The 16,644-nt window shown below is 71.1% G+C and carries 16 protein-coding genes and 1 pseudogene; 8 read left to right on the plus strand and 9 right to left on the minus strand.

Annotated elements, in window-relative coordinates; all coding sequences use genetic code 11:
* Positions 1-45: 45 nt before the first annotated feature.
* From ABT245_RS23610 to ABT245_RS23620, 3 genes are all read right to left on the minus strand, one after another.
* Complete coding sequence (locus ABT245_RS23610; protein WP_351736630.1) at positions 46-252, minus strand: hypothetical protein; 207 nt, start codon at positions 250-252, stop codon at positions 46-48.
* Positions 253-420: 168 nt separating this feature from the next.
* Positions 421-537 carry an SGM_5486 family transporter-associated protein gene (locus ABT245_RS23615; protein ID WP_351736632.1) on the minus strand — a complete coding sequence of 39 codons (117 nt, stop codon included), beginning with the start codon at positions 535-537 and terminating at the stop codon, positions 421-423.
* Between the two features lie 242 nt (positions 538-779).
* Complete coding sequence (locus ABT245_RS23620; protein ID WP_351736634.1) at positions 780-2,138, minus strand: CynX/NimT family MFS transporter; 1,359 nt, start codon at positions 2,136-2,138, stop codon at positions 780-782.
* A 70-nt stretch (positions 2,139-2,208) separates the two neighbouring features.
* On the opposite strand from ABT245_RS23620, the gene ABT245_RS23625 reads away from it, so the two are divergent.
* The gene (locus tag ABT245_RS23625; RefSeq protein WP_351736636.1) at positions 2,209-2,901 is read left to right on the plus strand and encodes a FadR/GntR family transcriptional regulator; all 693 of its coding nucleotides are present in this window, start codon (positions 2,209-2,211) and stop codon (positions 2,899-2,901) included.
* Positions 2,902-3,240: 339 nt separating this feature from the next.
* Here ABT245_RS23625 and fabI read toward each other — a convergent pair whose 3' ends face one another.
* Positions 3,241-4,008 carry an enoyl-ACP reductase FabI gene (gene fabI, locus ABT245_RS23630; RefSeq protein ID WP_351736638.1) on the minus strand — a complete coding sequence of 256 codons (768 nt, stop codon included), beginning with the start codon at positions 4,006-4,008 and terminating at the stop codon, positions 3,241-3,243.
* Between the two features lie 5 nt (positions 4,009-4,013).
* Positions 4,014-4,718 (minus strand): 3-oxoacyl-[acyl-carrier-protein] reductase, encoded by a 705-nt coding sequence (gene fabG, locus ABT245_RS23635; protein WP_351736640.1) that lies wholly within the window; start codon positions 4,716-4,718, stop codon positions 4,014-4,016.
* A gap of 239 nt (positions 4,719-4,957) precedes the next feature.
* Between fabG and ABT245_RS23640 the strand changes: the two genes are divergently transcribed.
* The 3 genes from ABT245_RS23640 (at position 4,958) to tyrS (ending at position 9,552) form a co-directional block, all read left to right on the plus strand.
* Positions 4,958-6,481 carry a TldD/PmbA family protein gene (locus tag ABT245_RS23640; RefSeq protein WP_351736642.1) on the plus strand — a complete coding sequence of 508 codons (1,524 nt, stop codon included), beginning with the start codon at positions 4,958-4,960 and terminating at the stop codon, positions 6,479-6,481.
* A gap of 340 nt (positions 6,482-6,821) precedes the next feature.
* Complete coding sequence (locus ABT245_RS23645) at positions 6,822-8,216, plus strand: metallopeptidase TldD-related protein (protein WP_351736644.1); 1,395 nt, start codon at positions 6,822-6,824, stop codon at positions 8,214-8,216.
* A 67-nt stretch (positions 8,217-8,283) separates the two neighbouring features.
* Positions 8,284-9,552, plus strand: a complete 1,269-nt coding sequence (gene tyrS / locus ABT245_RS23650; protein ID WP_351736646.1) for a tyrosine--tRNA ligase — start codon at positions 8,284-8,286, stop codon at positions 9,550-9,552.
* A 70-nt stretch (positions 9,553-9,622) separates the two neighbouring features.
* On the opposite strand, the gene ABT245_RS23655 is transcribed toward tyrS, so the two are convergent.
* On the minus strand, positions 9,623-9,907 hold the full coding sequence (locus tag ABT245_RS23655) for a GlsB/YeaQ/YmgE family stress response membrane protein (protein ID WP_351736648.1): 285 nt from the start codon (positions 9,905-9,907) through the stop codon (positions 9,623-9,625).
* Between the two features lie 250 nt (positions 9,908-10,157).
* Here ABT245_RS23655 and ABT245_RS23660 point away from each other — a divergent pair, with 250 nt between their 5' ends.
* The gene (locus ABT245_RS23660) at positions 10,158-10,556 is read left to right on the plus strand and encodes a DUF3099 domain-containing protein (protein WP_351736650.1); all 399 of its coding nucleotides are present in this window, start codon (positions 10,158-10,160) and stop codon (positions 10,554-10,556) included.
* Positions 10,557-10,769: 213 nt separating this feature from the next.
* Positions 10,770-10,973, plus strand: a complete 204-nt coding sequence (locus tag ABT245_RS23665; RefSeq protein ID WP_351736652.1) for a hypothetical protein — start codon at positions 10,770-10,772, stop codon at positions 10,971-10,973.
* Positions 10,974-11,052: 79 nt separating this feature from the next.
* On the opposite strand, the gene moaA is transcribed toward ABT245_RS23665, so the two are convergent.
* From moaA to ABT245_RS23680, 3 genes are all read right to left on the minus strand, one after another.
* Positions 11,053-12,042 carry a GTP 3',8-cyclase MoaA gene (gene moaA / locus ABT245_RS23670; RefSeq protein ID WP_351736654.1) on the minus strand — a complete coding sequence of 330 codons (990 nt, stop codon included), beginning with the start codon at positions 12,040-12,042 and terminating at the stop codon, positions 11,053-11,055.
* Positions 12,043-12,201: 159 nt separating this feature from the next.
* A complete protein-coding gene (locus ABT245_RS23675) occupies positions 12,202-13,821 on the minus strand; it encodes a monocarboxylic acid transporter (RefSeq protein WP_351736656.1) in 1,620 nt (539 codons plus the stop codon).
* The gene (locus ABT245_RS23680; protein WP_351736658.1) at positions 13,818-14,174 is read right to left on the minus strand and encodes a DUF485 domain-containing protein; all 357 of its coding nucleotides are present in this window, start codon (positions 14,172-14,174) and stop codon (positions 13,818-13,820) included. Before ABT245_RS23680 ends, ABT245_RS23675 begins: the two co-directional genes overlap by 4 nt.
* 484 nt (positions 14,175-14,658) lie before the next feature.
* Between ABT245_RS23680 and ABT245_RS23685 the strand changes: the two are divergent.
* Positions 14,659-14,874, plus strand: a pseudogene (locus tag ABT245_RS23685) (peptidase S8); the annotation flags it as partial.
* A gap of 105 nt (positions 14,875-14,979) precedes the next feature.
* Positions 14,980-16,521 carry a S8 family peptidase gene (locus ABT245_RS23690; RefSeq protein ID WP_351736660.1) on the plus strand — a complete coding sequence of 514 codons (1,542 nt, stop codon included), beginning with the start codon at positions 14,980-14,982 and terminating at the stop codon, positions 16,519-16,521.
* Positions 16,522-16,644: the final 123 nt, after the last annotated feature.

Genomic DNA, 16,644 nt, shown 5'->3' on the forward strand with positions numbered 1-16,644 from the left:
GCAGGGAGTTGACACCCGACCGGACCGCCCGGGCCGGCCCCGGGCTCAGCGGGTCAGCAGGTGCTGTGCGCGCTCGATGAACTGGGCGACGGCCGGCTGGCCGGTGGCCGCCTGGGCGTCCGAGGGGTTGAGGAGCAGCACCAGCAGGGAGACGAAGGCGAGCACGGGCAGGGCCAGCGCCCACCAGGGCAGCCGCATGTCGACGCCGCCCGTGGTCGCCGGGCGGGGCCGGGTGTGCGTACGGGCCGGCATGATCGCCTCCGCTGGGCTCCGAGTGGTCGGTGACCGCTTGTCGCGGTCACATCTCGACGGTAGGGAATCCGCGGGCGCCGACCCATCCGGTGATCCACCCAGTTCACCCTGACACTCACCCCCTAGGGGATGGTGGGGCTGGCCCCACCATCGGCTGCGGTGGTGAGGTCAGGGGGACGCGAGGGTCGCGATGACGGCGATGAGCACGAAGATGGCGAAGAACGAGCCGAAGACGATCAGCATCTTCTTCTGGCCGTTCTGGGGGTTCGGATCGAGCACGGGCATGCGTCCCAGTCTCGCACCCCACGCCCGCGCCCAACCGGCCGGGTCCGGAGAAACCACCCCGACGGGCCGCACCCCGCCCCACCGAACCGGCGCACCGGGGCCGGGCGGTGTGCCGAGCGGGCCCCGGCCCTCGGTGGGACGGACGACAAGCGGGCAGGCCCCTGGCCGGGTGGACGCGGAGGCCGAGCCGTTCCCTGCCCATCAGCGGGCGGCCCCGCCCGGGGTGGACCCGATGCCTCCCGTCAGCGGTGGGCCTCGTCTTCGACGGTGCGGTCGCGGCCCGCCAGTATGCCCACCGCCATCTGCGGGACCATGAGGCCGGCCATGAGGGCGATGGGCAGGCCCCAGCCGCCGCTGTGCTGGTAGAGCACCCCGACCAGCAGCGGCCCGGGGATGGAGATCAGATAGCCGGTGCTCTGCGCGAACGCGGAGAGCTGGGCGACACCCGCGCCGGTCCTGGCCCGCATGCCGACCATGGTGAGGGCCAGCGGGAAGGAGCAGTTGGCGATGCCGAGCAGCAGCGCCCACGCCCAGGCACCGCCGGCCGGGGCCAGATACAGGCCCGCGTAGCCGGCCAGGCCGCAGGCGCCGAGGACGACCACGATCGGCCCCTGGTGGGGCAGCCGGGTGGCCAGGCGCGGGATCACGAAGGCCAGCGGTACGCCCATGACCATGGTGACGGCGAGCAGCAGTCCCGCCGTGCCCGCGGGGACGCCCGCGTCGCGGAAGATCTGCGCCATCCAGCCCATGGTGATGTAGGCGGCGGTGGCCTGGAGTCCGAAGAAGACGGCGAGTGCCCAGGCCGTACGGCTGCGGGTGATCCGCAGCGGGGGCGCGGCGGGCCGCTGGTCCGCCGCGGGCGCGGCCGTCCGCGCGGGGGCGCTCCGCCGGTCCCGGGCCAGTGGCAGCCACGGCAGGACCGCCGCCGCGGCGAGCGCGGCCCACACACCGAGGCCGGCCCGCCAACTGCCGCCGAGCGCATCGGTCATGGGCACGGTGACCGCGGCGGCCAGCGAGGTGCCGAGGGCGAGGGCCATCGAGTACAGGCCGGTCATGGAGCCCACCCGGTCGGGGAACCAGCGCTTGACGATGACCGGCATGAGGACGTTGCTGACCGCGATGCCCATGAGTGCGAGGGTGCTGGCGGCCAGGAATCCGGCGGTGCCCCCGACGTACGGGCGGATGACCAGGCCCGCGGTGATCGCGGCCATGCCGGCGCAGACCACCGCGCCGGGCCCGAAGCGGCGGGCGAGCCGCGGGGCCGTGACGCCGAAGACGGCGAAGCAGAGCGGGGGTACGGAGGTGAGCAGCCCGGCCACGCTGCCGCTCATGCCGAGGCCGTCGCGGACCTCCTCCAGGAGGGCGCCGAGGCTGGTGATGGCGGGGCGGAGGTTCAGCGCGGCGAGCACGATGCCGACGACGACCAGACGCGTCGCCCACGCGCGCGTGCCTCCCGCCTCGGCGGTCGGGGTGCCGTGCGTCTCGCTGGACGCGTCGTGGTCGGCTTCCGCGGTGGCGGCTGCGGTGGTGGGCGGCGGGTCCGTTGACCGCGTCGCCATGTCTGTCGTGCGGGTTTCCTCACTAGCCATGAGAGACATCATAGAATCATGGGATGATTGGTTGTCCATTCCCGGGTCGTCGCGACCCGGCCGTCCCCTGCGAAGGTGTGCCATGCCCCTGAGCCACCCCCGTCGCTCGGCGCTGTCCGAGCAGGTCATCGCAGAGCTGCGGAACCAGATCGCCACCGGCGAGTGGCCGGTCGGCTCCCGTATCCCGACCGAGCCGGAGCTGGTCGAGCAGCTCGGCGTCGCCCGCAACACGGTCCGCGAGGCCGTCCGCGCGCTCGCCCACAACGGCCTGCTGCACATCCGCCAGGGCTCCGGGACCTATGTCGTGGCGACCAGCGAACTGGCGGGCGTGATGCAGCGGCGCTTCGCCGACACCGACCCGCGGCACATCGCCGAACTGCGCTCCACGCTGGAGTCCGCCGCGGCGACGCTGGCGGCGCGCCGGCGCACCGAGAAGGACCTCAAGCAGTTGGACGCCCTGCTCGTGCGGCGTGAGGAGGCCTGGGAGTCGGGTGACGCGGAGGCCTTCGTGACCGCGGACTCCACCTTCCATCTGGCGGTGGTGGCCGCCTCCCACAACGACGTCATGACCGCCCTGTCCGCCGACCTGGGCGAGGTGCTGCGGGACTGGCTGCGCGCCGATGTGGGCGCGGATCTGACGCCCGAGACGCACATGGACCACTCCCGGCTGGTCGACGCGATCCGCACGGGCGACGCGGAGGCGGCCGGGCGGGAGGCGGCGAGCTATCCGTTTCTGTGCCGCCCGGGCCGGCACAGTCCGCCTTCTGGTGGCTGATCCCCGGCCTACGGGTTGTGGCGGTAGGCCGTACGGCAGGCACAGGACGCCGGCGAGGGCCGTGGTCGCCGAGACCGGGCTGCCGGGCAGGCGCACAGGGGAACGTCCTCGGCCGGGCCGGGGAGGGAATGCGCGAGGGGAACGCTTACTCCGGAGCGCGCGGTCACGGCCGGTCCCCGCCCGGCCGGTGGACCGCACGGGTGAGGCCGGCACAGGCCGAGGCCCCCACCGCGGCTTGAGTTCCAGGGGTCGTCGCAACACCACTTGGTTTAGGTGTTGCGAGGACCGTTAGAACCCAAGCGGAGTGGGGGCCTCGGTCGTCGGGCGGGGTCGGGGCGGTCAGGCGCCGATGGCGTGCAGACCGCCGTCCACGTGGATGATCTCGCCGGTGGTCTTCGGGAACCAGTCGCTCAGCAGGGCGACGATGCCGCGGCCGGCCGGCTCGGGGTCCTTCAGGTCCCACTCCAGCGGCGAGCGGGAGTCCCACACGGAGGCCAGGTCCTCGAAGCCCGGGATGGACTTGGCGGCCATGGAGCCGATCGGGCCCGCGGAGATGAGGTTGCAGCGGATGTTCTGCTTGCCCAGGTCCCGCGCCATGTAGCGGTTGGTGGCCTCCAGGGCGGCCTTGGCCGGGCCCATCCAGTCGTACTGCGGCCAGGCGTACTGGGCGTCGAAGGTGAGGCCGACGACCGAGCCGCCGTTCTGCATCAGCGGCAGGCACGCCATGGTGAGGGACTTCAGCGAGAACGCCGACACGTGCATGGCCGTGGCGACGGACTCGAACGGGGTGTTCAGGAAGTTGCCGCCCATGGCGTCCTGCGGCGCGAACCCGATGGAGTGCACGACGCCGTCGAGGCCGCCCAGCTCCTCGCCGACGATGTCGGCCAGCCGGCCCAGGTGCTCGTCGTTGGTGACGTCCAGCTCGATGACCCTGGTGGGCTTCGGCAGCTTCTTGGCGACGCGCTCGGTCAGGGTGGGCCGCGGGAACGCGGTCAGGATGATCTCCGCGCCCTGCTCCTGGGCCAGCTTGGCCGCGTGGAAGGCGATGGAGGACTCCAGCAGCACACCGGTGATCAGGACGCGCTTGCCGTCGAGAATTCCGCTCATGGTGATCAGTGACCCATTCCCAGTCCGCCGTCAACGGGAATGACGGCTCCAGTGATGTACGAGGCGTCGTCCGAGGCGAGGAACCGCACCGTCGCGGCGATCTCCTCCACCTGTGCGTAACGCCCGAGCGGGACCTGCGCGAGGATGTCCGCGCGCTGCTCGTCGGTGAGCGCCCGCGTCATGTCGGTGTCCACGAAGCCGGGGGCGACGACGTTGAAGGTGATGTTGCGCGAGCCCAGCTCGCGGGCCAGGGAGCGCGCGAAGCCGACGAGCCCGGCCTTGGAGGCGGCGTAGTTCGCCTGCCCCGCCGAGCCCAGCAGCCCGACGACCGACGAGATCAGTACGACACGGCCCTTGCGGGCGCGCAGCATGCCCCGGTTGGCGCGCTTGACCACCCGGAACGTACCGGTCAGGTTGGTGTCGAGGACGGAGGTGAAGTCCTCCTCGGACATGCGCATCAGGAGCTGGTCCCGGGTGACGCCGGCGTTGGCGATCAGCACCTCGACCGGGCCGTGCTCGGCCTCGATCTCCTTGTAGGCCTGCTCCACCTGCTCGGGGTCGGTGATGTCGCACTTGACGGCCAGGAAACCGGACGGCGGCTCGCCCGAGCGGTACGTGATCGCGACCTTGTCGCCGGCGTCGGCGAAAGCGCGGGCGATGGCGAGGCCGATGCCCCGGTTGCCTCCGGTGACGAGAACCGAGCGGCTCAACGGATCACCCTTTCGATAGCGGTCTGACACATCCGCCCGAACACCTGGATGACAGGCGGCTTCGTCGAAAACCTATCGGTAGCGGAACGCCTGCGGGCATTCGGGCACCGACAGTGGCGCGCGCGGGTCGCTGTCGGATCCCTACAGAAAGGGCGGACCTCACGCGGAAACGTGTGGTCCGCGGGCCCGGTCGCGCGACATCATCGGAGCCGACAGGCCACGACAGCAGGGAGACCTCCGTGCCTCATTCCATCGACGAAGCCTTCACGGCGCTTCCGCTACGGGCCCTCGCCGACGCCGCGCTGGCGCGCGCGCGTGCGCTGGGGGCCGAGCACGCGGACTTCCGGTTCGAGCGGGTGCGCAGCGCGTCCTGGCGGCTGCGGGACGCCAAGCCGGCCGGGTCGTCCGACACCACCGACCTCGGATACGCGGTACGGGTCGTGCACGGCGGCACATGGGGCTTCGCGTCGGGGGTCGACCTGACCCTGGACGCCGCCGCCAAGGTCGCCTCGCAGGCCGTGGCGATGGCGAAGCTGTCCGCCGAGGTGATCAGGGCCGCCGGGTCGCAGGAACTGGTGGAGCTGGCCGACGAGCCGGTGCACGCCGACCGGACGTGGATCTCGTCGTACGAGATCGATCCGTTCTCGGTGCCCGACGAGGAGAAGTCGGCGCTGCTGGCCGACTGGAGCGCCCGGCTGCTCGCGGCGGACGGCGTCAACCACGTGGACGCCTCGCTGCTCACCGTGCACGAGAACAAGTTCTACGCCGACACCGCGGGCACGGTGACCACGCAGCAGCGGGTGCGGCTGCATCCGCAGCTGACCGCGGTGTCGGTCGACGAGTCCAGCGGCGAGTTCGACTCGATGCGCACCCTCGCTCCGCCGGTGGGCCGCGGCTGGGAGTACCTGACCGGCACCGGCTGGGACTGGGACGGCGAGCTGGCCCGGATCCCCGAGCTGCTCGCCGAGAAGATGCGCGCGCCGAGCGTGCAGCCGGGACCGTACGACCTGGTCGTCGACCCGTCCAACCTGTGGCTGACCATCCACGAGTCCATCGGCCATGCCACCGAGCTGGACCGTGCCCTCGGCTACGAGGCCGCCTACGCGGGCACCTCCTTCGCCACCTTCGACCAGCTGGGCAAGCTGAAGTACGGCTCCGAGCTGATGAACGTCACCGGTGACCGCACCGCCGAGCACGGCCTGGCCACCATCGGGTACGACGACGAGGGGGTGGCGGCCCAGTCCTGGGACCTGGTGAAGGACGGCACCCTGGTCGGCTACCAGCTGGACCGGCGGATCGCGAGGCTGACCGGCTTCGACCGGTCCAACGGGTGCGCGTTCGCCGACTCACCCGGACATGTGCCCGTGCAGCGCATGGCCAACGTGTCGCTCCAGCCGGACCCGGCGGGGCTGTCCACGCAGGACCTGATCGGCAGCGTCGACCGCGGGATCTATGTCGTCGGCGACCGGTCCTGGTCCATCGACATGCAGCGCTACAACTTCCAATTTACGGGCCAGAGGGCATACATGATCCGGAACGGCCGCCTTGAAGGGCAGCTCCGGGACTTTGCATATCAGGGGGTCACCCCCCAGTTCTGGGGATCCATGGAAGCCGTAGGAGGACCCCAGACCTACGTGCTAGGAGGGGCTTTCAACTGCGGCAAGGCCCAGCCGGGACAGGTGGCCGCGGTGTCCCACGGCTGCCCCTCCGCCCTCTTCAAGGGCGTCAACATCCTCAACACGACGCAGGAGGCCGGTCGATGAGCGCCGGATTCGGAACCGGCCGGGGGTCCGGGGGTCGCCCCCCGGGAAAGCACAGTCTCAACACGACGCAGGAGGCCGGTCGATGAGCGCCGGATTCGGAACCGGCCGGGGGCCCGGGGGTCGCCCCCCAGGAAAGCACAGTCTCAACACGACGCAGGAGGCCGGTCGATGAGCGCCGGATTCGAAACCGGCCGGGGGCCCGGGGGTCGCCCCCCAGGAAAGCACAGTCTCAACACGACGCAGGAGGCCGGTCGATGAGCGGCGGATTCGGAACCGGCCGGGGGTCCGGGGGTCGCCCCCCGGGAAAGCACAGTCTCAACACAACGCAGGAGGCCGGTCGATGAGCGCTCGTAGCAACAAGCCGCACGAGGTCGTCGAGCAGGCGCTCGCGCTGTCCCGGGCCGACGGCTGCGTGGTGATCGCCGACGAGCACTCGACCGCCAATCTGCGCTGGGCGGGCAACGCGCTGACCACCAACGGCGTCACCCGGGGGCGGACGCTGACCGTCGTCGCCACCGTCGACGGCAAGGAGGGCACGGCCTCCGGGGTGGTCTCCCGCTCGGCCGTGACCGCCGAGGAGCTGGAGCCCCTGGTGCGGGCCGCGGAGGCCGCCGCGCGCGGCGCCGGACCCGCCGAGGACGCCCAGCCGCTGGTCACGGGCGTGCCTCAGGCGCCGGACTTCACGGACGCGCCCGCCGAGACCTCGTCGGCGGTGTTCGCGGACTTCGCCCCGGCGCTCGGCGAGGCGTTCGCACGCGCGCGTGCGGGCGGCCGGGAACTGTACGGCTTCGCCAACCACGAACTGGTCTCCACCTATCTGGGCACGTCCACCGGGCTGCGGCTGCGGCACGACCAGCCCACCGGCACCCTGGAGCTGAACGCGAAGTCCCCGGACCGTACCCGCTCGGCCTGGGCGGGGCGCTCGACGCGGGACTTCAAGGACGTCGACCTGGGCGCGCTCGACGCCGAGCTGGCCGTCCGCCTCGGCTGGGCCGAGCGGCGGGTGGAGCTGCCCGCGGGCCGCTACGAGACGCTGCTGCCGCCGACCGCGGTGGCGGACCTGCTGATCTACCAGCTGTGGTCGGCGTCGGGCCGGGACGCGGCCGAGGGCCGGACGGTGTTCTCCAGGCCGGGCGGCGGCACCCGCCTCGGCGAAAAGCTCACCGAGCTGCCGCTGACCCTGCGCAGCGACCCGGACGAGCCGGGTCTGGAGAGCGCCCCGTTCGTGGTCGCGCACTCCTCGGGGGGCGACCAGTCGGTGTTCGACAACGGGCTGCCGGTGCGCGGCACGGACTGGATCGGCGACGGTGAGCTGAAGCACCTGACGACCACCCGGCACAGCGCGGCCCTGACCGGGCTCCCGGTGGCCCCGGCGATCGGGAACCTGATCCTGGACGGGGGCGAGGACCACTCGCTGGACGAGATGGTCGCGGACACCGAACGCGGGCTGCTGCTGACCTGCCTCTGGTACATCCGCGAGGTCGACCCGGCGACGCTGCTGCTGACGGGGCTGACCCGGGACGGCGTGTACCTCGTGGAGAACGGGGAGGTGACCGGGCAGGTCAACAACTTCCGGTTCAACGAGTCGCCGGTGGATCTGCTGGGGCGGGCCACGCAGACCGGGCGGACCGAGAAGACGCTGCCGCGCGAGTGGAGCGACTGGTTCACCCGGGCCGCGATGCCGGCGCTGCGCGTCCCCGATTTCAATATGAGCTCGGTCAGCCAGGGCGTATAACCTCGTAGGCGTTCCCGGTCGGCCGTCAGCCGGCCGGCCGAAGATCATCCGAGGAGACACGAGAACCGTGACGGACATCGTCGACGAGCTGAAGTGGCGCGGGCTGTTCGCCCTGTCCACCGACGAGGACGCTTTGCGCAAGGCGCTCGCGGACGGTCCCGTCACGTTCTATTGCGGTTTCGACCCGACCGCGCCGTCGCTGCACGTGGGGCATCTGGTGCAGGTGCTGACCGTGCGCCGGCTCCAGCAGGCCGGGCACCGGCCGCTGGCGCTGGTGGGCGGCGCGACGGGGCTGATCGGTGACCCGCGCCCGACCGCGGAGCGCACGCTGAACGACCCGGAGACGGTGGCCGGCTGGGTGCACCGGCTGCGGGGCCAGATCGAGCCGTTCCTCTCCTTCGAGGGGCAGAACGCGGCGGTCATGGTCAACAACCTGGACTGGACCGAGGGGCTGTCCGCGATCGAGTTCCTGCGGGACATCGGCAAGCACTTCCGGGTCAACAAGATGCTCACGAAGGACTCCGTGGCCCGCCGCCTGGAGTCCGACCAGGGCATCAGCTACACGGAGTTCAGCTACCAGATCCTGCAAGGCATGGACTTCCTGCAGCTCTACCGGAGGTACGGCTGCACGCTCCAGCAGGGCGGCAGCGACCAGTGGGGCAACCTCACGGCCGGTCTCGATCTGATCCACCGGCTGGAGCCGCACGCGAGCGTGCACGCGCTGGCGACGCCGCTGATGACGAAGGCGGACGGCACCAAGTTCGGCAAGACCGAGGGCGGCGCGGTCTGGCTCGACCCGGAGATGACATCGCCGTACGCGTTCTACCAGTTCTGGCTGAACGTGGACGACCGGGACATCTCCTCGTACATGCGGATCCTGTCCTTCAAGTCGCGTTCGGAGCTTGAGGAGTTGGAGCGGCAGACCGAGGAGCGTCCGCAGGCCCGGGCGGCGCAGCGCGCGCTGGCCGAGGAGCTGACGACGCTGGTGCACGGCGCCGACCAGACGGCCGCGGTGATCGCCGCGTCCAAGGCGCTGTTCGGCCAGGGTGAGCTGGACCAGCTCGACGAGCGGACGCTGACGGCCGCCCTGTCGGAGGTGCCGCACGTCCGGGTCGCCGAGCTGGGACAGGTGACCGATCTGTTCGCCGAGGTCGGCCTGGTGCCCAGCAAGTCGGCCGCGCGGCGGACGGTCAAGGAGGGCGGCGCCTACGTGAACAATGTGAAGGTCACCGCCGAGGACGCGGTCCCCGCCACGGAGGACCTGCTGCACGGCCGCTGGCTGGTGCTGCGCCGGGGCAAGAAGAACCTGGCGGCGGTGGAGGTCACGTCCGGCTGAGACCGTCGGCGGACCTGGCGGAGGGCGGCCCCGGGCGCGGGGTCGCCCTTGTTCGTGTCCGCCGTCGGTCTCAGACCCGCCGCTCCTGCTTCCTTCTGCCCCACATCGCCATGTACGCCATGTCCCCGAGGAAGACGATGATGATCGCGGCGATGAGCTGGAACAGGTGCCGGGTCCAGTCGACGCCCGGGGTCGAGGCGACGCCGGCGGCGCGGGCGACCGCGTTGCCCACGATAGCGCCGAGGATGCCGAAGATGGTGGTCAGCCAGAGCGGGCTGTGCTGCCTGCCCGGGATGACCGCCTTGGCGATCACACCCAGCACGAACCCCACGATGATCGCCCACAACCAGCCCATGGCTGCCTCCTCGTCGGCTCGACGTGAGCATTACGCCCAGTCTCGGACGGTCCGCCGAACGGCGCATGTCGGGTACGGCCGTGTGGTGTACACGCCCTGAGCGATACGGCGCACCACGTTCGCCCGGACGGGAGGCGACCCGGTCTCGAAGGCGGCGCGGGGGCGGCGTAACGTGGATGCTGTCCTGATCCGGTGCTCCGCGCCGGGTGCGGGCCGGGAGAGTCCCGAAGCGGGTGGATGGTGGAATGTGATGCGGAAGCAGCACGGCGGCGGCGACGTCCAGGTGTTCCGGATCACCGGAGCCCGGACGGGTCTGGCCGAGGATGTGCGGGGGCGGCAGCGCCGGTATGTCATCTCGATGTCCATCCGTACCGTCTCGGTGATCCTCGCGGTCTCGCTGTGGAACGTCGAACGGCCCGTCGCCATCGTGGCGTTGGTGCTCGGGGCGGCTCTGCCCTATGTCGCGGTGGTGATCGCCAACGCGGGCCGGGAGCGGCCGCCGTCGCTGCCGTCGACCTTTGTGACCGCGCCGCTGCGGCCGGTGATCACGCCGTCGCACGCACCGGACGACGGGGCGGAACCCGCTCCGGAGGACGCACGGGCCGATCCGCCGACGGGGGTGAGCGGTGAGCGGACCGACCCGGCATGACCTCCGCGGATGGCGGGAAGCATGCGCCCGGCGCACGGCCGGCGCAGAAATGCTCAGATCAATCATGTTGTTCCGGTGCCGGGCGGCCGGTCACCCGTGACATACTTCCTACGCGCTCCGCATCCCCCGTCGGAGCGACGGACCGACGCCGGGCAGCTCCCCCCGTGGCTGCTCGGCGTCGCCTTGTGTGCGGGGCCTTTGTGAGACGAACCGGTGAGTGACGCTATCTGTTCAGCCAAGGGGTGCCGGGCCGCCGCCGCATGGGTGCTGGCCTGGAACAATCCGAAGATCCATACGCCCGAGCGGCGCAAGACATGGGTGGCCTGCGAGGAGCACCGGGAGCATCTGTCGCAGTTCCTCGGGGTGCGGGGGTTCCTGAAGGACGTCGTGCCGTTGCGGGAGTGGGAGGAGCGCTGAGCGCTCCGCCGGGTGGGCCGTGACGGGCCCTCGCTCGTCCACGGCGCCGTCGTGACGGGCCGCGTCCCGGGCGGGCGCGTCAGCCGCCGATCGCCGACATGGGCCGCTCGGGCTGGAGGAACGACGGGTCGTCCAGACCGGATCCGGCCTTCTTTCCCCACATCGCGAGCCGCCAGATCCGGGCGATCTCCTCGTCGGGCGCGCCGGAGCGGAGCGCGCCGCGCAGGTCGGTCTCCTCCCGGGCGAACAGGCAGGTGCGTATCTGGCCGTCGGCGGTCAGCCGGGTGCGGTCGCAGGCCGCGCAGAACGGGCGGGTGACGGAGGCGATGACACCGACGCGCTGCGGGCCGCCGTTCACCAGCCAGCGTTCCGCCGGGGCCGAGCCGCGTTCCCCGGCGTCCTCCGGGGTCAGCTCGAAGCGGGTGCGCAGGGCGGCCAGGATGTCCGCGGCCGTGACCATGCCCTCGCGCTTCCAGCCGTGCTGGGCGTCGAGGGGCATCTGCTCGATGAAGCGCAGTTCGAAGCCGTGCTCCAGCGCCCAGGCGAGGAGATCCGGGGCCTCGTCCTCGTTCAGTCCCGGCATCAGGACCGTGTTGACCTTGACCGGGGTGAGGTCCGCGGCCCGGGCGGCGTCGAGGCCGTCCAGGACGTCCTGGTGCCGGTTGCGGCGGCTGAGGGCCTTGAAGACGTCCGGGCGGAGCGTGTCGAGGGAGACGTTGACCCGGTCGAGGCCGGCCGCCTTCAGGGCCGCGGCCGTGCGCTTCAGGCCGATGCCGTTGGTGGTCAGGGACAGCCGGGGGCGCGGGTGCAGGGCCGCGGCCCGCTCCACGATGCCGACGAGGCCGGGGCGCAGCAGGGGCTCACCGCCGGTGAAGCGGACCTCCCGGATGCCGAGGGAGGTGACCGCGACATCGATCAGACGGACGATCTCGTCGTCGGTGAGCAGGTCGCGTTTGCCCAGCCACTGCAGGCCCTCCTCGGGCATGCAGTAGGTGCAGCGCAGATTGCACCGGTCGGTCAGCGAGACCCTCAGGTCGGTGGCCACCCGACCGTAGGTGTCGATGAGCACGTGGGCCCCCTCCCTCGTCCCTGAGACGCTTCTTCCGTCAGTTGTCTTCCGTCACTTGCGAGCCTACGTGACGGCGCCGACATCGGCTGAGGGCCGGTCCCGTGGGACAGCACGGACCGCGCCGCGGATCGCCGCGGCGCGGCCGTCCGTGCGGGTCGTTCAGTGGGCTCCGGTGCCGGTCAGGGACCGTACCTCCAGTTCCGCGTACTTGCCGGCGTCCGGTGTCTCCTTCGACAGGAGCGTGCCGACGACGCCCAGCAGGAAGCCGACCGGGATCGAGATGATGCCCGGGTTCTCCAGCGGGAACCAGTGGAAGTCGACGTCGGGGAACATCGAGGTCTCCTTGCCGGAGACCACCGGCGAGAACAGCACCAGGCCGACCGCGGCGATCAGGCCGCCGTAGATCGACCAGAGCGCGCCGCTGGTGGTGAACCGCTTCCAGAACAGGCTGTAGAGGATCGTCGGCAGGTTCGCGGAGGCGGCGACCGCGAAGGCGAGGGCCACCAGACCGGCGACGTTCAGGTCGCGGGCGAGGGCGCCCAGGACGATGGAGACGGCGCCGATGCCGACCGTGGCCCAGCGCGCCGCGCGCAGCTCCTGCTGCTCGGTGGCCCGGCCCTTCTTGATGACGTTGGCGTAGATGTCGTGGGCGAAGGAGGAGGACGAGGCCAGGGTCAGGCCGGCGACCACCGCGAGGATCGTGGCGAAGGCGACCGCGGAGATGGTGGCGAGCAGGATGGCGCCCCAGTTGGAGTCCACTCCGCCGAGGTGCAGGGCGAGCAGGGGCGCGGCCGTGTTGCCCGCCTTGTTGGAGGCGATGATCTCGTCCGGTTTGATCAGCGCGGCGGCGCCGAAGCCGAGCGCGAGGGTCATCAGGTAGAAGGCGCCGATCAGGCCGATCGCCCAGATCACCGACTTACGGGCGGCCTTGGCGGTGGGCACCGTGTAGAAGCGGATCAGGATGTGCGGCAGGCCGGCGGTGCCCAGGACCAGGGCGATGCCGAGCGAGAGGAAGTCCAGTTTGGTGGTGCCCGTCGCGCCGTACTTGAGGCCGGGTTCCAGGAAGGCGCTGCCCTTGGCGCTGTTGTCGGCGGCCGAGCCCAGCAGGTCGGAGATGTTGAAGTCGAACTTCAGCAGGACGAGGAAGGTCAGCAGCAGGGCGCCCAGGATGAGCAGCACGGCCTTGACCATCTGCACCCAGGTGGTGCCCTTCATGCCGCCGATCGTGACGTAGACGATCATCAGGACGCCGACCAGGGCGACGATGGCGATCTTGCCGCCGTCGCTGGTGATGCCGAGCAGCAGGGAGACGAGGACACCCGCGCCGGCCATCTGGGCCAGCAGGTAGAAGATCGACACGACGATCGTGGAGGTGCCGGCGGCGGTGCGGACGGGGCGCTGGCGCATCCGGTAGGCGAGCACGTCGCCCATGGTGTAGCGGCCGGAGTTGCGCAGCGGCTCGGCGACCAGGAGCAGCGCCACGAGCCAGGCGACCAGGAAGCCGATGGAGTACAGGAAGCCGTCGTAGCCGAACAGGGCGATGGCGCCCGCGATGCCGAGGAAGGACGCCGCGGACATGTAGTCGCCGGAGACGGCGAGGCCGTTCTGGAAGCCGGTGAACTGCCGTCCGCCCGCGTAGAAGTCGCTGGCGTCCTTGGTCTGCCGGCCCGCCCAGACGGTGATGACGAGGGTCGCGGCGACGAACACCGCGAACAGGGTGATGATCAGTGTCCGGTGTTCGCCGGCCTCGCCTGCGGCCAGGGTGATCGCGGGGCTCATGCGCCGCCCTCCGTCCGGGACTTGATCGCCTCGGCCTTGGGGTCGAGCTTCGCGGCGGCGTGCCGCGCGTACCACCAGGCGATGAGGAACGTGGTGAGGAACTGGGCGAGGCCGAGGACGAGGGCCACGTTGATGTTGCCGAACACCCGGGTGCCCATGAAGCCGCCCGCGTAGTTGGACAGCAGCACGTACAGCAGGTACCAGACGATGAACGCGACGGTCAGCGGAAACGCGAAGGAGCGGTAGGAGCGGCGCAGTTCACCGAACTCCGCGCTCTCCTGCACCGCGACGAACTCCTCGGTGGAGGGGAGTCGGTGATGGGGTTCAGAGTGGGGCGGTGTCTCGGTAGCCACAAGGTCTCCTCGGGTTGCGGGTGGATCGCGGACGGGGGCTCGATCGTGCTCGGGCTCCCTGTCGAAGGTCCACGGCGCCACGCGAGGGCAGGTTCAAGTCCTATGAGTTCTTTCCGAAGTCGTCTCTTTAGGTCATTGCTGGCCAGCGAGGCGGGGAGATAGTTTCGCCCTGCAGCACCCGTCATGTACCTGCCCAGTCAGCATCGGTGTCTCGGGCGGTTTCGTTTTCGGATGATGTGGAGACCCCATGCTTCATCTGCGTTCCAGACGCCGGCTCGGCCTCGCCGTGCCGGTCGTGCTGTCGCTGACCGCCTCGCTGGGCTTCCTGCCGACCGCGGCATCGGCGCCCCCCGCGGCGGCGACGGGCCCCGCGGTGGACGGTCCGGCGTCGGCCTATGTCGTCAACACCGCGACCGACCATCGCACCATCGCGTCGGTACGGAAGGCGGTGACCGCGAACGACGGCAGCGTCGTCGCGGCGTACGCCGCGGTGGCGGCGCTGCTGAAGTCCACTCACCCGCGCGCGACCCCGGCCCGGGTTCAGGCGCTGCTCAAGGCCCAGGCGGACAACCCCGGGTGCCCGGCGGACCCGTACGACGGGGACGGCGACGGCGTCGTGGACGCGACCTGCGTCGGCGGCAGGCGCGTCAACGGCTTCTACGGGTCCGGCATCGTCAACGCGCTCCGCGCGGTGCGCTGACGCCCGCTCTCTCTGCGCCCCACGTCGCAGTCTCCCCCCACGCCAGGAATCCCGCACGGCATGCACAGCATGCTCGTCAAGCGAACGAACTGGAGACACAGACACATGACCGCGCCTCAGCCGCGTCACCTCCGCGCCCTGTCGATCCCGGTCGGGATGGCCATGGCCACGGCCCTCACGTTCCTGCCGAACGTCACCGCGTCCGCCGCGGACGCCACGACCACGGCCACGGCATCCGCATCCGCATCCGCATCCGGTGACGCGACCCCGCTCAGCTACGTCGTCAACGTCCGCCCCGGTCACGGCACTTCGAAGCAGGTGCAGAAGGCCGTCGGCCGGGCCGGCGGCACGGTGGTGACCTCGTACGACCAGATCGGCGTGATCGTCGTCCACTCGTCGAACCCGGACTTCGCCAAGACCATCCGCACGGTGCGCGGCGTCGAGTCGGCCGGTGCCACCCGCAACGCGCCGCTGCCCGCGCAGTCGACCACGGACATCGGCACCCCGAAGGCGCTCAGCGCCGAGCAGATCGCCGCGGCGCAGGCGGCGGACGGGCAGGACCCGTTGGAGCCCCTGCAGTGGGACCTGCCCGCCATCAAGGCGGACAAGGCGCACGAGAAGACCCTCGGCAGCCCGAAGGTGACCGTCGCCGTCATCGACACCGGCGTGGACGACACCCACCCCGACATCGCGCCCAACTTCGACCGGAAGGCATCCGTCAACTGTGTGACGGGCAAGCCGGACACGGCCGACGGCGCCTGGCGGCCCAGCGCCTCCGAGAGCCCGCACGGCACGCACGTGGCCGGCGAGATCGCGGCCGCCAGGAACGGCGTGGGCATGACGGGCGTGGCACCGGGCGTCAAGGTGGCCGGCATCAAGGTCTCCAACCCGGACGGCTACTTCTACACGGAGGCCGTGGTCTGCGGCTTCGTGTGGGCGGCCGAGCACGGCGTCGACGTGACCAACAACAGCTATTACACCGACCCGTGGTACTTCAACTGCACGAACGACCCCGACCAGAAGGCGCTGGTCGACGCCGTCACCCGGGCCTCCCGGTACGCCGAGAAGAAGGGCGCGGTCAATGTCGCCGCGGCCGGCAACGAGAACTACGACCTCGCGGCCGACTCGATCACCGACCCGGACTCGCCCAACGACGGCACCCCGTCCGACCGGGTGATCGACCCGTCGAAGTGCTACGACATACCGACCCAGTTGCCGGGTGTGGTGACCGTCGCGGCCACCGGCGCCAAGGGCATCAAGTCGTCCTTCTCCAACCACGGCCTCGGAGTCATCGACATCGCCGCGCCCGGCGGCGACTCGACCGCCTACCAGACGCCGCAGCCACCGGCGACCAGCGGTCTGATCCTGGGCCCGCTGCCCGGCGGCACGTGGGGCTACCTGGCCGGCACCTCGATGGCCAGCCCGCACGTCGCGGGTGTCGCCGCATTGATCAAGTCCACCCATCCGCACGCCTCGCCGGCCCTCGTCAAGGCGCTGCTGTACGCGGGCGCCACGGCCACGCCGTGCACCGACCCGTACGACATCGACGGCGACGGCAAGATCGACGCGGTGTGCGAGGGCTGGAAGAACTACAACGGCTTCTACGGCTGGGGCACGGCGAACGCCCTGGCGGCCGTGACCAAGTAACACCGGACACAGGCGGGCGGCACCCAGGACACCCGTCCGCCCGCCTGTTCCCCGGTCCGGTCCTGTCGGGGGCGCGGCCGGCCGGGCTCGCCGGACGGTCGGCGGTGGACGTGTGGTTGCCTT

The sequence above is a fragment of the Streptomyces sp. NPDC001508 genome (genome assembly GCF_040298665.1).
In the GTDB taxonomy this organism is placed as follows: Bacteria; Actinomycetota; Actinomycetes; order Streptomycetales; family Streptomycetaceae; genus Streptomyces.